12 protein-coding genes are annotated in these 13,977 nt (G+C 71.7%); 2 read left to right on the forward strand and 10 right to left on the reverse strand.

Annotation, left to right across the window (positions count from 1 at the left end):
• Positions 1-354: 354 nt before the first annotated feature.
• The 6 genes from RJT50_RS03180 to arcS form a co-directional block, all read right to left on the reverse strand.
• Positions 355-867: a redoxin domain-containing protein gene (locus RJT50_RS03180; RefSeq protein ID WP_313694016.1), complete on the reverse strand. Its 513-nt coding sequence runs from the start codon at positions 865-867 to the stop codon at positions 355-357.
• A 131-nt stretch (positions 868-998) separates the two neighbouring features.
• Positions 999-2,714, reverse strand: a complete 1,716-nt coding sequence (locus RJT50_RS03185) for a hydantoinase B/oxoprolinase family protein (RefSeq protein WP_313694019.1) — start codon at positions 2,712-2,714, stop codon at positions 999-1,001.
• On the reverse strand, positions 2,711-4,750 hold the full coding sequence (locus RJT50_RS03190; protein ID WP_313694022.1) for a hydantoinase/oxoprolinase family protein: 2,040 nt from the start codon (positions 4,748-4,750) through the stop codon (positions 2,711-2,713). Before RJT50_RS03190 ends, RJT50_RS03185 begins: the two co-directional genes overlap by 4 nt.
• Positions 4,751-4,793: 43 nt before the next feature.
• Positions 4,794-5,237, reverse strand: coding sequence for a hypothetical protein (locus tag RJT50_RS03195; RefSeq protein ID WP_313694025.1), 444 nt, complete (start codon positions 5,235-5,237; stop codon positions 4,794-4,796).
• 64 nt (positions 5,238-5,301) lie between these two features.
• The gene (locus RJT50_RS03200) at positions 5,302-5,733 is read right to left on the reverse strand and encodes an SHOCT domain-containing protein (protein WP_313694026.1); all 432 of its coding nucleotides are present in this window, start codon (positions 5,731-5,733) and stop codon (positions 5,302-5,304) included.
• Positions 5,734-5,781: 48 nt separating this feature from the next.
• Positions 5,782-7,548, reverse strand: a complete 1,767-nt coding sequence (gene arcS, locus RJT50_RS03205) for an archaeosine synthase subunit alpha (protein ID WP_313694029.1) — start codon at positions 7,546-7,548, stop codon at positions 5,782-5,784.
• A 124-nt stretch (positions 7,549-7,672) separates the two neighbouring features.
• Here arcS and RJT50_RS03210 point away from each other — a divergent pair, with 124 nt between their 5' ends.
• Positions 7,673-8,833 carry an ATP-binding protein gene (locus RJT50_RS03210; protein ID WP_313694031.1) on the forward strand — a complete coding sequence of 387 codons (1,161 nt, stop codon included), beginning with the start codon at positions 7,673-7,675 and terminating at the stop codon, positions 8,831-8,833.
• A 33-nt stretch (positions 8,834-8,866) separates the two neighbouring features.
• Here RJT50_RS03210 and tgtA read toward each other — a convergent pair whose 3' ends face one another.
• Positions 8,867-10,351, reverse strand: a complete 1,485-nt coding sequence (tgtA, locus tag RJT50_RS03215; RefSeq protein ID WP_313694034.1) for a tRNA guanosine(15) transglycosylase TgtA — start codon at positions 10,349-10,351, stop codon at positions 8,867-8,869.
• 89 nt (positions 10,352-10,440) lie between these two features.
• Here tgtA and RJT50_RS03220 point away from each other — a divergent pair, with 89 nt between their 5' ends.
• Entirely contained in the window at positions 10,441-11,055 is a 615-nt protein-coding gene (locus RJT50_RS03220) for a hypothetical protein (RefSeq protein ID WP_313694036.1), read from the forward strand.
• A gap of 292 nt (positions 11,056-11,347) precedes the next feature.
• Here the strand turns inward: RJT50_RS03220 and RJT50_RS03225 are convergent, their stop codons facing one another.
• From RJT50_RS03225 to RJT50_RS03235, 3 genes are all read right to left on the reverse strand, one after another.
• On the reverse strand, positions 11,348-12,130 hold the full coding sequence (locus RJT50_RS03225; protein ID WP_313694037.1) for a CPBP family intramembrane glutamic endopeptidase: 783 nt from the start codon (positions 12,128-12,130) through the stop codon (positions 11,348-11,350).
• Between the two features lie 150 nt (positions 12,131-12,280).
• Entirely contained in the window at positions 12,281-13,249 is a 969-nt protein-coding gene (locus RJT50_RS03230; protein ID WP_313694040.1) for a PLP-dependent cysteine synthase family protein, read from the reverse strand.
• An 81-nt stretch (positions 13,250-13,330) separates the two neighbouring features.
• Positions 13,331-13,927 (reverse strand): NUDIX hydrolase, encoded by a 597-nt coding sequence (locus RJT50_RS03235; protein ID WP_313694041.1) that lies wholly within the window; start codon positions 13,925-13,927, stop codon positions 13,331-13,333.
• Positions 13,928-13,977: the final 50 nt, after the last annotated feature.

Consider the following 13,977-nt stretch of genomic DNA (forward strand, 5'->3'; position numbering starts at 1 on the left):
CAACGTTCCCGACCATCCCGCGACGACGACCGCCCGACTGACCACAGCGGTACGGGCGTCAGTCGGCGGACGCGCTCGGCCCGATCGACCATCGGGTTGGACTGAACGGGGCCGCGTCGCTCGGGGAACCCCGACCCCTCAAGCACCGCAGGGAGCGAACGAAGTGAGCGACTGAGGAGCGCAGAGCGGGTCGCGGGAGGTCACGCGAGCGTAAGCGAGGGTGACTTCGGAAGTCGCAGCCCGCGCAGCGAGCGTAGCGAGCGAGCAGGAACGTCTTCCGTAACCGAGCGACGCGGGGGCTTTCCAGGTGTGTCGGTCGGTCGGAAAGGCAGTCAGAAGCGTTCACGATACCGATCACGGAGCGTCCCGAACCGCCGCCTCCAGCTCCGCCACCTCAGGATAGACGCCCGACTCCTGGATCGCCCACGTCCACGTGACCTGCCGGTCGTCGTCGACGACGAACGCCGCGCGATCGGAGATTCCCGAGAGCAGGCCGCCCCCGCGCTCGACCCCGAACTCGCGGACGATCGAGTTGTTGAACCCCGAGACGAGCGGGTAGCCCAGGTCGTACTCGTCGACGAACGCGAGCAGCGACCACGGGGTGTCGACGCTCACGCCGTAGACGTCGACCGACGACTCGGCGAGGTCGTCGCGCCAGTCGCGGTAGGCACACAGTTCCGCGGTGCAGGTCCGCGAGTAGACGCCGGGGTAGAACGCGAGGACGACCGGCCCGTCGGCGGCGGCGCGGTCGAGGTCGAACTCCGCGACGTGCTCGCCGGTGTACGCGCCGCGTTCGGCGGTCTCGGCGGCTTCCGGCGTCGCCATCGGCGCGGTCACGTCGGGCGCGGTGTCTCCCGTTTCGAGCATCGTGAATCGGTTGCGGGGGCCGCTGATAAGGGTTGGTGGCTACTGGGAGTCGATGTCCGTCCCGTGGTCGGCGACCGGCACTGTCGATGACCGCGAACGCCCCCGTTGCCCCGTTCGGTCCCACCCGTCGGTCAGTCCTCGTCGCCCTCGGGGTCGTAGCCGTACGCCTCGCGGGCGAGGGCGGGCGACAGCTTTCCGAGCCGGAGGTCGCGCGCGACCGCCTCCGGGTCCCGGTCCGCGGGGTCGCCGTACCCGCCGCCGCCGGGCGTCCGGACGCTGACGACCGAGCCTGCGGGCAGGTCGCGGGTGTGCTTGGCGGGGAGTTTCTCGCGTTCGTCGCCGTCGTCGTCGACCAGGTAGGCCGCGCCGTTCGCGCCGGGGTCGCCGCCGGCGAGGCCGTACGGGCGGGACTCGTGGCGCTCGGCGAGCAGGCTGAACCGCGCCTCGTGGTCCCGGACGCGGATGTCGCGCCGGAGGCCGAGGCCGCCGCGGAACTCGCCCGCGCCGCCCGAATCGGGGCGGAGGGCGTACCGCTCGACGCGGAGCGGATAGGCGGTTTCGAGCACCTCCGCTGGCGTGTTCAACGTGTTGCTCATGTGGACGTGGACGCCGTCCATTCCGTCGCCGATCGCCCGGCCGCCGAACCCGCCGCCCTGGGTCTCGTAGAAGGCGTACGGGGCGTCGTCCCTCGGGTCGGTGCCGCCGAACGTGACGTTGTTCATCGTCCCCTGGCACGCCGCGACGACGGCCTCCGGGTCGGCCCCGGCGAGCGCGCCCAGCACCGCGTCCGTGACCCGCTGGGACGTCTCGAGGTTGCCGCCCACCACCGCGGCCGGCGGGTCGGGGTTGACGATGGTCCCCTCCGGCGCGCGGATCTCGATCGGCCGGTAGCAGCCGTGGTTCGGGGGGATGTCCGGGTCCGTCACGCAGCGCACGGCGTAGTACGTCGCCGACGCGGTGACGGCGAAGACGGCGTTGACGGGGCCGTCCGTCTGTGCGGCAGTGCCCTCGAAGTCGACCGCGACCGAGTCGCCCTCGATCTCGACTGCCGCTTCGACGGGCAGGTCCTCGTTCCCGCGCCCGTCGTCGTCCAGCACGTCGGCGAACTCGTAGGTCCCGTCCGGAAGGTTCCTGATCTCCGCGCACATTCGGCGCTCGGAGTAGTCCTTGATCTCCGCCAGCGCGGGTTCGAGCAGGTCGCCGTGCTCGGCCGCGACCTCCCGGAACCGCCGTCTCCCGGTGGCGTTCGCGGCGGTCTGTGCCCGGAGGTCGCCGCGTCGCTCCTCGGGGGTCCGGACGTTGGCGAGGATCATCGAGAGGACGTCCTCGCGAACGTCGCCGCCCGATTCGAACTTCACCGGCGGGATCCGCAGGCCCTCCTGGTAGATCTCGGTCGAGTCGGCGGCGACGCTGCCCGCGGTGGAACCGCCGACGTCGGCGTGGTGGGCGCGGTTCGCGGCGAACGCGAGCAGTTCCTCGCCCGACTCGTCGAACACCGGCGTCACCAGCGTCAGGTCGGGCAGGTGTGCGCCGCCGCGGAACGGATCGTTCAACAGCACCGAGTCACCCGGCGAGAGCGTCTCGGGTGGGAACGCCTCCACGGCGGCCGCGACCGAGAACGGCATCGCACCCAGGTGGACCGGCATCGTCTCGGCCTGGGCGATCATCTCTCCGTCCGCGTCGAACAGCGCGGTCGAGCAGTCGCGCCGCTCCTTGACGTTCGGCGAGTAGCCCGTCCGGACGAGGTTCGCGTTCATCTCCTCGGCGACCGCCTCGCAGGCGTTGCGGACGACCTCCAGAGTAACGGAGTCGACCTCGGGCGCGTCGCCCGCGTCCCGGTCGGTCATCGCTCGCCCCCCGTCGAGACCACGAGGTTCGCGTCGCCGTCGACCCGCGCCCGCTGGCCGGGGTGGACGACGACGGTGCTCTCGGCGCCCTCGACGACCGCCGGCCCGTCGAAGGCGGCGTCGGTCGGCAGGCGCTCGCGGTCGTAGACGGGTGTATCGTGCGGGTCGCCGTGGAACAGCACATCTCGGGTCTCGGCCACCGCGTCTGCCGGGTCGCCCGCGCGGTCCTCGACCGAGAGTTCGGGCGGCTCGACGACGCCCCGGGCACGAAGCCGAACCGTCACGAGCTCCACCGGCTCCTCGCGGTAGGCGTGGCCGTACCGGCGCTCGTGGGCCTCGTGGAAGCGCTCGGCGACCGCGTCGAGGTCCCCGGGACCCACGTCGTCGCCGACCGGCACCGAGAGGTCGAACGACTGGCCGGCGTAGCGCAGGTCCACGGCGCGCTCGAACCGACGGGCCGCCTCGTCGTGGCCCGCGGCGGCCAGTTCCTCGCGCCCCTCCCGCTCGAATCCGGCGAACGTCGACTCCAGGGTCGCGGGAGACACCTCCCCCCACCGGCGGACCATCGAACTCGAGTAGTCGTACGTGACGTCGCTGATGAGCAGCCCCAGCGCGGAGAGGACCCCCGCGGCGCGGGGGACGACGACCTCGGGGACCTCCAGCGCATCGGCCAGCGCGGCCGCGTGCAACGGCCCCGCCCCGCCGAACGCGACGAGCGCGAACTCACGCGGGTCGTAGCCCCGCTCGACGGAGACGACCCGGAGCGCGCGCTCCATGTTCGCGTTTGCGACGTCGAGCACCCCGGCCGCGGCGTCCTCGACGCTCCCGCCGACCGCGTCGGCGAGCGGTTCGAACGCCCTTCTGACCGCCGGCGCGTCGCGGTCGAGCGCCTCCGGGAGGAACCCGGTCGGGTCGATGCGGCCGAGCAGGAGGTGGGCGTCGGTGATGGTCGGCTCGGTGCCGCCGCGGCCGTAACAGATCGGTCCCGGCTCGGCACCCGCCGACTGCGGGCCGACCCGAAGCGCGCCGCCCGCGTCGACGGCGGCGATGGAGCCGCCGCCCGCGCCGACGGTGTGAACGTCCACCGTCGGCACCGAGACCGGGTAGTCGCCGACCTCGGTGTCGGTCGTCACCAGCGGCTCGCCGTCGCGTACGAGCGAGACGTCACACGAGGTCCCGCCCATGTCCATCGTGATGAGGTCAGAAATCCCCCTGCGGCCGGCGACGTGGGTCGCGCCCCGGACGCCCGCCGCCGGGCCCGAGAGGAGGGTGTTGACCGGGCGTTCCCGGGCCGCCTCGGCTGCCATCAGCCCGCCGTTCGAGCCCATCACGCGCAGCGGCGTGTCGAGCCCCATCCCGGCCGCGCCCTCCGAGAGCGCGCCGAGGTACTCGTCCATGACCGGCTTGAGCGCCGCGTTCAGGCTCGTCGCGAGCGTTCGTTCGTACTCCCGAATCTCCGGGAGCACGTCCGCGGAGAGCGAGACGGAGACGTCGAGCCCTTCGTCCCGCAGCAGGTCCCGGACCCGGCGCTCGTGGTCAGGACGCTCGAAGGAGAACAGCAGCGAGACGGCGACGCTCTCGACGCCGGCCTCCCGGAGGTCGGCCGCGACCGCGCGGACGGCGTCCTCGTCGAGCGGTTCGAGCACCTCGCCGCGCTCGTCGACCCGTTCGGGCACGCCGTACCGGCGGTCGCGCTCGACCACGGGCGTCGGCTTCTCGGCGGCGAAGTCGTAGATGTCCGGGCGGTGCTGTCTGCCGATCTCGGGGGCGTCCGAAAAGCCCGCGGTGGTGACGAGCGCGGTGTCGGCCCACTCGCCCTCCAGCACGGCGTTGGTCGCGACGGTCGTGCCGTGGCCGAGGAAGCCGACTTCCCCGAACGGTGCGTCGAGTCCGTCGAGCCCGGTCAGCACCCCTTCCTCGGGTGCCGAGGGGGTCGAGGGCGTCTTGTCGACGCTCACGCGGCCGTCCCGGACCGTGACCAGGTCCGTGAACGTGCCGCCGACGTCGACGCCGGCGCGCGTCCCGGTGTCGTCCATGTCCGGGAGTGAGTCGGGAGGACTGTAGGTATTCGCTTCGCGGTCAGCGGCTCCCGCGGTCGGCACCGAGCGCGACGCCGGCGACCGCCGCGACCGCCGCGAGCGCGGGCGCCTCCACGAGCGCGAGCGAGAACTGCACCGCTCGGAGGGGCAGTCCGGCGGTCGAGGAGACCGACTCGGGCCGGAGGAGGACGGCGACGCCGAGCGCGAGCGCCGACGCCACGACGCCGATCGCGAACCCGACGAGGCCGACCCGTGGTAGGTCGGGGTCAGGGTCGCCCGACGCGGCTCGGCCGCCGGCGTAGCCGACGGCCAGCGCCGCGACAGGAACGAGCAGGAACGCGAGCCATCGGGTGGCCGAGTAGTACGTCGCCAGCGCCGTCGCGGTCGGGTCCGTCCAGGCGAACACGAAGCCGATGAGTCGATCGCGGAGCGTCACGAGGCCGGCCAGCAGGCCGGCGGAGGCGGGGTATCTGGTGGGGACCACGGCGGTCCAAGCCACGCGGTCCCGTTATTCGTTTCGGCCGGCGGACGAGGTGGAATCGCCGGCGCTACTCCCGGGACCGTTCCCGTACCCGTTCGCGGGCCGTCTCGGGGCCGACGTCCTCGGTGTCGAGCAGGAGGTCGAGCCGGCGCTCGAACTCGTCCTCGTCGATCTCGCCGTCGGCGTAGCGTTCCCGGAGCCGGTCGAGCGGGTCGGACTCTTCGACCTCGCGCGTCTCGACGGTCCCCCACCACGGGTTCCGACGTTCGACGACGGCGTCGTCGTCACCCTCGGTCCGGTTCCAGCCCGTCCCTTCGTCGGCCAGCACCTCCTCCTGGATGACCGCCGACAGCGGCGTGAGGAGGAACCAGCCGAGGATGGCGACGATCGCGGCCGCCTGGCCGCCGAGCAGGATGGCCGAGAGCGCGACGAACGGCAGCGTCCCCACGGCGAAGATGGCGGGGGCCGCGCCGACGAGCCGACGGTGGAGGCTGGTCACTGGTGGGGAGTCCGGTCACGGGGCACAAAACCGTTACTCACCGCGCGGTTACGTCTCCTCGGCGTGGCGCACCTGGACGGCCTCGCCGCGCGTCGAGGAGCGCATCTCCGGGCCGGACATGCTTGCCCGCCCGACCGCGAACGCCTTCGGCCCCTCGACGACCACCTCGTCGCCGACACGGATGTCGTCGTCGGCGTCGAGGATCCCCGGCGCGAGGACGCTCCCGCGCGGGACGAACCCGTCGATCTCGACGCGTTTCGTCGGGGCGTCGCTCTCGACCCAGCGCCGCGCGCCGGCGAGCGTGAACGCGAGTACGCCGTAGTTGGGCACCATCGTCGCCAGCTGCTCGCCGTCGTCGTCGCGGACCTGGAGCTTCGGGTAGCGGCTGGTCGTGTTCAGTTTCTCGAACAGGTCGTCGCCCGCGCCCTCGCCCAGCATGTAGTCGGCCAGCGCGCGGACCGTGTTGTGCTGGCGCTCGCGCTTCGAGTACTTCAGTTCGCCGTCGAGCGTCGACATCAGGTTCGCGATGGAGTCGGTCGTCGTGGGGTGGTTCGCGACGGTGTACTCGAACGGCACGTCGACCTCCTCCTCGACGCGCTCGCAGATGTGCCGGTAGCCCTCGTCGGGGACGTGCGCGACGACCCGGGGGTACTCGTTGCGTTCGAGGTAGCGCCGGAGGACGGCGGCGACGAACGACTTCTCGTCCTCGCTCCAGCGCCCGGTCACGACGGTGTCGTAGTGCTGTGCGGGGTAGGTGAGTTCGAGCTCCTGGGGGACGACGCCGATGGGCGAGGTCATCGACGCGAGGTGGGCGCGGTACTGGATCGCGTCGTGGAACTGCGCGTGGCTCTGGCTCTCCGAGTACGGCTTCGTCGCCGAACAGGGCACCAGCACGAGCGGGTTCCGGAAGCGATTGACGTACCGCCCGGTGACGCGGTCGGCGAAGCGCTGGATCTCGACCCGCCGGAGTGTGTCCTCGCTGGCCGCGGTCAGTTCGGAATCGCGGACGAGGGGCGTCCGCTCCTCCAGATAGCCGTACTGGGCGTCCAGTTCCCTGAACGTCGCGGTGAGCCACTGCTCGTGGCGCGCCTGCCCCTCGACGTAGTCCCGCAGTCGGCCCTCGCGGATCCGTCGGCGGACCCGCCGGAGTTCGCCCGCGAGCGCGTTGACGTTGTGCGCCTCGCAGTCGGCGCGGTCGAACTCGGCGCGGGGAACCTGGCAGGCGGGGCAGGCACAGGGCAACTCGTCGAGGTCCGCCAGGAAGCGCTCGCCGTCGGTGGTGAGGTACTTCCCCTGCGAGCCCTTGATCCGCGCGCGCTTGGCGTCCAGCAGGTCGACGCCGGCGTAGACGAGCGTGGCCGCGTTCGCGGGCGTCGCGGCCCCGGGGAGATACAGCGCGGTGTCGGCCGGGACCGACTCGCGCACCTCGATGACCGCGTCCACGAACGCCGACGCGTGACCGAGGAACCCGCCGGCGTCGCTGAGGGCGTACGCGTCGACGGGTGCGGAGGCCGCGCCGGCGGCTCCGGTCGCGTCGCTCTTGACGACCGCCGCGGTCGGCGCGTCGACGTCCGGGTACTCGACGGCGAACGACTCCACGACCGGGTCGCGGGTGCCCGCGGGGAACGCCCGGTGAGGGAGCACGGTCAGGGCGTCCGCGTCGCCCTCGGGCACGTCGCGGTCCTCGCCCCAGAGCGAGGCGGCGTCGGCGAGAAGATCGTCAGCTAGAGCCGGCGTCGTCACCGGGGAGGAGAGCCGAAGCTCCGCGAGGCGGGCGGCGCCGTCCCGCTCGTGGACCTCGAAGTAGTCGGTCATGGGCGAGCGTGCGGGGGGAACGGGTTAGGCGCTTTCGTTCCCGTCGGGGGACATCACCCGCCGTTATCAGAGCCGATAGCGGGGAACCAGCCCTTAACGAGCCCGTCGTCGGACCCTCTCCGTAGTGGCAACCGACGAACCAGGAACGACGTGGCGGCCGAAGGGTGGACTGCTCGGCGATCGCCTGCGGCAGTTCGGAGTGTTTCCGACGATCGAACCGCCGAACCCGGAGCGAGGGAAGCTCCGCGCGCTCGCGTGCGGGACGATCTCGCTGAGCGGCGTTGCGCTGCTGACGCCGACGGCCAGCCAGCTGTTCGCGGGCGGAGCGACGGTCGGCACCGGACTGGCGGTCCTCGGGACGGTCGTGGCGATCGCGCTGGTCGCCGTCGGTGGGTTCCTCTACCGGAGCACGATGTCGACGCGCAACACGATCCGAATCGCCGCCTGGAACTTCCTCGGCATCGCGGTGCTCGGGGCGGTGATGCTCGCGCTGTTCGCGTATCAACGGGCGGACGGCGGCGTGGTGCAGTCGCCGACGTTCGTCCTCGGCACGTTGCTCGCGATCGGTGCCGGCGCACACATCATCATCGGCGTCTACGACGCCCGGCGGGTTCGCGCCGAACAGCTCGCTCGGGAGCGCCGCCGCACGGCCGTGCTGAACCGGGCGCTCCGGCACAACATCCGCAACGGGACGAACGTCATTCTCGGGCACGCCGAGCTCCTGGTCGACGCCGTCGATGACGGGACCGCCGCGGCCGACTCCGCCGAAACGCTCCGAACGCGTGCCGATTCCATCAACGACCTCGCCGACAAGGCGAGAGAGATGGCGCTGTACACGGAACGGCCGACTGACGCGGTGGCGACCGAGGCCGCGGAGATCGTCGCTGGCGCGGAGACTGCTGCCGGCGAGGCGAACGACGAGGCGACGGTCGCCGACGGCACCGTCGACGACGTTCTGGTCGAGGACGACGGCCGGATCGCGCTCGCGGTCAAGGAGCTCGTGGAGAACGCGGCGCTCCACGGCGGGGCGGCGCCGACCGTCGAGGTTCGGGGACGAGCGACCGACGGCTGGTCGGAGTTCACCGTCGTCGACGACGGACCGGGTGTTCCCCCGAGCGAACGGGAGGTCGTGCTCGGTGACCGCGACCTCACGGCGGTCGAACACGGGAGCGGACTCGGCCTCTGGATCGCGCGCGCCGTCGCGGAAACGATCGACGGGGAGTTCACGCTCGGCGACGGACCGGACGGTGGAACGGTTGCGACGCTGCGCGTCCCTGCAGCCTGAGTACCGATCCCCTAGCACTACGACCCGCTTCGACTACCGATCGCCCAGCGCCGAGAGGTCCTCCAGCGTCACCGAGTCGGGGACCCGGGAAAGGGCGGCGTCGTGCCAGCCGTCGTGGGCGAGCGTGACCGCCGAGTCCGGGTCGGCGGCCACGAGCGCGGCCACGCCGTCGGCTGCCGCCCGCTCGGCGGACTCGTCGGTCCGGTCAGGCGTCTCCGCGGTCAGCGGGTACGTCTCCGAGAGCGCGCGCGGGAACGGGCCGAGCGGCGGCACGACGCGCCACACCTCGTCGTACTTGTGCTCCGAGGGCCTGCCGTACTCGGAGAGCAGCAGGCGGTCGGGGACCGAGAGGCGATCCAGGCGCTCGTGGTGGCGAAGCACCTCGGGGCGGCGGGCGGACTCGTGGGAGACCGCGAAGAACGCCCCCTTGCTGGCGTGGTCGGCCCGCTCCAGCTGCTCGGCGTGGTCCAGCAGCGCGCGGTAGCCGTCGAGCATCGCCGGGTGCGAGCGGGCCCGCTGGTCGACGAGTTCGAGCAGGTCGCCGTCGCGGACGGCCCCTTTCACCCGCCGCAGCTCCTCGAACGTGACGTGGAGGTTGTGCTCGGCGAGGAGCCGTTCCCGCTCGTCCGCGGCAGCGGCGCGGAGGCCAGCCGCGGAGTGCTCGTGACAGATCGGACACGAGCACGGGAGGTACTCCAGGTCCTCGAGGTGTTCGGTGCCCGACACGGTGAGGTAGCGGCCGTCGCGGGCGTAGAGCGCGTAAGCCGCCGAGTCGAACAGGTCACAGCCGAGCGCGACCGCCAGCGCGAACATCATCGGGTGGCCGGCCCCGAACAGGTGGACCGGACAGTCCTCGTCGAGGCCGCGCTTGGCGGCGGCGACGGCGTCGACCATGTCGCCATAGCGGTACGCGTTCAGCATCGGCACGATGGCGCCGACGGGGAACACGTCGAGGTCGGTCGCGGCGGCCTCGCGGCCCGCCCGTTCCCGGAGGTTCGCGAAGGTGGCCCCCTGGACGGGCGCGTTCACGAGCATGTCGCCGACGTCGACCGCCGCGGCGTCCGCGAGCGCCTCGGCGGTGGTGTCGAGGTCGGCCGCCGCCCGCTCGCGCGAGGCGTCCGGCGGCGTCGGGATGTCGACCGGCGTCCCGACGTCGCTGCCGATGTCCCGCTGAAACGCGAGGATCTCGCGGGTCGTCGTGTCGATCTCGCCGTACTCGGCGAGCTGGAAGCTGCCCGAATCGGTCATGATCGCGCCGTCGAACCCGAGCATCCCGTGGAGCCCCTCGCGCTCGGCCCGCTCGCGGAGGTCCTCGTCGTTGCGAATGATGTAGGAGTTGGTGATGAGGATCTCGGCGCCGAACTCCGCCTCGAGTCGGGCGGGCTCGACGGTGAGGAGGTTCGGGTTGATGACCGGGAGGAGCGCGGGCGTCTCGACGGTGACCCCCGCGCGGGGAACGGTCAGCTCCCCGATGCGGCCCGCGGCGTCCTGGGCCCGGACCTCGAAGTGATCGCGCATGCCCCCGAGTTCCCGCGGCGCTTCGGTAAGGGTTGCGTTCGCACGTGCGGAGGGATACTGTCAAGTGCGACGGGTGAGTGTCGCCTCCGATGGCCGACCCTGACGACTACCGGCTCGCGCAGTACCGGGAGTTACGCGAGGAGATCAGGGCGGTCAACGAGAAGTCGACGACGACGATGACCCGCGGCATCGGTGCCTGCGGGCTCATCGCGGCCTACGGCCTCTACCAGCCGTCGAGCCGCGTCGTGATCGCGGTCATCCCCGTCGTGGTCGGCGTCCTGTTCGTCGTTCACGCGCTCAACATGTGCTGGGTCGCGCGGCTCGCCACCCACATCGTCGAACTGCAGAACAGCATCGACGTCGACGGGTTCGACTGGGAACGCGAGTACGGGATGTTCCGCTCGGACGAGACCATCTGGGAACGCGTGCCGCGGGCGGCCTTCTACGCGCTGCTGTGTCTCGTGTACGGCGGGACCGTCGTCGCCGGCGTCAGCGTCGTCGACGCGGCGGAACTCGCCACCGTGTTCGGCACGTCGATCGGACTGCTCGCGCGACTCTGTTACCTGCTCATCAGCTGCATGATGCTCGTCGCCGCCTACTCGTATCTCGCGGTCGCGGCCTACTACGAACCGGCGCGGCCGTTCGCCGGGCGGCGGGACGGCGAGGTCGGTGAACTCGGCGAGGACGGCGATTCCCTCACGTGAGCGTTCGCCATCGACGGGACAGCGCGTCCGCCGTCGGAGCGGACGGCGTCCGCTATCGAAAGGGCTGACAGGCGACACGGTTCTCCCACGCGGCGCCGTGTCGCACGACCGCGGGACGCCGCGTGACGTCGGTCACGCCACGCGACGGTGTGGTTCCGGCTTCATATTTGAACCCTCGTAGCGGGGAGGCCGTCGGGGTCGAGAACCGTCGGGTCGGGAGCGGCCCGGGCTGGAACCGGCGAGATTGGAGAACGGCAAGGGTCGGAAACGATCGGACCCGATCCGGACCGTTTCAGCCGAGCCGGGGGGCGAGGACGGCCGCGGAGCCGCTCTCGGGTGCGATGACGAGGGTGACGTAGAGGCTGGTGAAGATGAACGCGTTCCAGATGCCGTGGACGAGCGCGGGCACGACCAGGTTCTCCGTGTACTCGTACACCGTGCCGAACACGAAACTGGGGACGAGCAGGATGCCGATCGTGACCGCGCGGGCCTGCAGGCCGCCGGTCAGGGCGGTCACGTGGACCACGGCGAACAGGACTGCCGCGAGCGTGATGGCGACCGGGGCCGAGAACGACTCCCGGAGCCGGTTCTGCACCGCGCCGCGGAACAGCGTCTCCTCACAGGGGCCGATGACGACGAGCGACGCGACGATGAACAGCGGGATGATCCGTGGGAGCTGCTGGGCGAGTTCGCCGGCGGTGTTCTCGGCGGGCGTCGCGCCGACGATCTCGGTGACGACGTAGATGGTGCCGAGCGCGAGCACGAGCACCGCGAAAAAGCCCACGACGACGACGCCGAGCTCGCGGAGCGACGGGACGCGAACCCCGAGGTACTCGCGGATCTCCGCCCAGTCCATCCCCCTGACGTACCGGAAGTAGGCCAGCGGGAACGCCATGAACGGGAGGTACTGCCCGAAGACGAAGCTGACCGTGAGGAGGACGACGACCGACGAGACGCCCGCCAGCGTGAGCACGAACACCGGCGGGAGCGTCAGCAGGAACGCCAGCACCGGCCCGGAGATGCCGAGCCCGTAGCCCACGGCGAGCGACCGCGATTGCGGGGAGAGCGTGACCATACCGCCACGTCGGCCGGCCGGCCCAAGACGCTTGTGACCGGTCCGAGGTGACGAGCGACCGGCGCACCTGCCGCGCGGCGGGTCGTGGCTGTGACGTATCGGCTCGCTCCTGGGACGCGACCGTTCGCCCGCGCTCTCGAAAACGCGGACTCAGCACAGACAGAACGTCGACCCGTCGAGCCCCTCGTAGAGGCCCTCGGAGAGGTACTTGAGCCCGGTATCACACGCGACCGTCACGACCGACCGGTCCGGATCGCGTTCGGCCGCGACCCGTCTGGCGGCGGCGACGTTCATCCCGGTGCTCGTGCCGACGAGCAGCCCGTCGTTCCGGGCGATTTCGCGGACGCAGTCGATCCCGGCCTCGCTCGGGAGCGTCACCACGTCGTCGTACAGTTCCGGTTCGACGAGCGGCGGCGATCCGACGATGGCGGTTCCCTGGACGCTGTGGCTCCCCGCGGTCCCGCCGGAGACGACGAGCGCCTCCTCGGGCTCGACGAGCGTCACCCGCACGTCGTCGGTTCGGTCCCGGAGCGACGCCGCGGTCCCCATCGCACAGCCGCCGGTCCCGACCGTCATGACGAAGTCGTCGACGTCCGGCCGCTGGTCGAGGATCTCCCGGCCGAGCGCGCGGTAGCCGTCGAGCTGGTCGGGGTTGGCGAACTGGTCGGTGAAGTACGCGCCGGTCTCGGCCTCGACCTCGAGCGCCAGTTCGCGGAGGTCCTCGAACAGCCCGTCGTAGGACGTCCCGTCGGGCGTCTCGAACACCTCGAGTTCGGCACCCAGCGCCCGCATCGACGCGATCTTCTCGTCGGCGACGCAGTCGGCCGTGACGACGTGGAACGGATGATCCAGCACCGCACAGACGAACGCCAGGCTCGATCCGGTGCTGCCGCCGGTGAACTCGACGACGGGCTCGCCGGGCCGGAGTTCGCCGTCCGCACGCGCGTTCTCGATCATGGCGAGCGCCATCCGGTCCTTCAGGCTCCCGGTCGGGTTCGCTCCCTCCCACTTCACGTGGATCGACGCGCCGCCGTCGGGCCGCATCGACGGGAGTTCGACGAGTGGCGTGTCACCGATCGCGGAGAGCGTGCCGTCGCCGGCAGGACCAGGATCTTGCATCGAGTGGGTGTGAGGACTCCGCCGTGGATAAAGCTAGATGACCGGACACTCGCCGCCGGCCGCCGTCCGCACCTCGAAGCCTCACTCGCCCGCTTCGTACCGCGAGACGGCCAGCACCGCGCGCCCGTCGCGCACGTCCCCCGCGAACACGCTCGCCCGGAACTCGTCGTAGTCGGCGACGACGGGACGGATGCTCTCGTCGGCGTCGAGTTCCTGTTCGGCGCTCGGCCGACAGCCGCGCGCGAGGAAGTAGTGGTGGACCGAGTTGGCGATACCGTTGGCCGGCTCGACGGTCGTCAGGTGGCTCGTCGTCCCCGCCTCGTGGCCGGTCTCCTCGCGGAGCTCCCGCCGGGCGGCGGCCGCGAGGTCGTCGCCGTCCGTCGCTTCGACCGTCCCGGCCGGCAGCCCGCGGTTCACGCGCCCGACGGCCTGTCGCCACTCCTCGACGAGCACGACGTCGCCGTCGGGGGTGAAGGGCAGGACGACGACGGTTCCCGGCTCGTCCACGGAGTGGAACTCCGTCTCGCGCCCGCCCGGGAGGCGGACCTCGTCGCGGCGGACGTCGAAGCCGGGACACGAGTAGTCGACCGCCGAGTCGAGCGTCTCCCAGGCGAGGTCCTCGTCCGGCCCGCCGGACCGTGACGACTCGCCGCTCCGGTCGAACCCGTCCGTAGTCATGGCGGGGAATCGCCGCCGCCGGCCAAAAATCGGGGTGGTTCGTGGCCGCC

The sequence above is a fragment of the Halobaculum sp. XH14 genome (assembly GCF_032116555.1).
Taxonomy (GTDB): Archaea; Halobacteriota; Halobacteria; order Halobacteriales; family Haloferacaceae; genus Halorarum; species Halorarum halobium.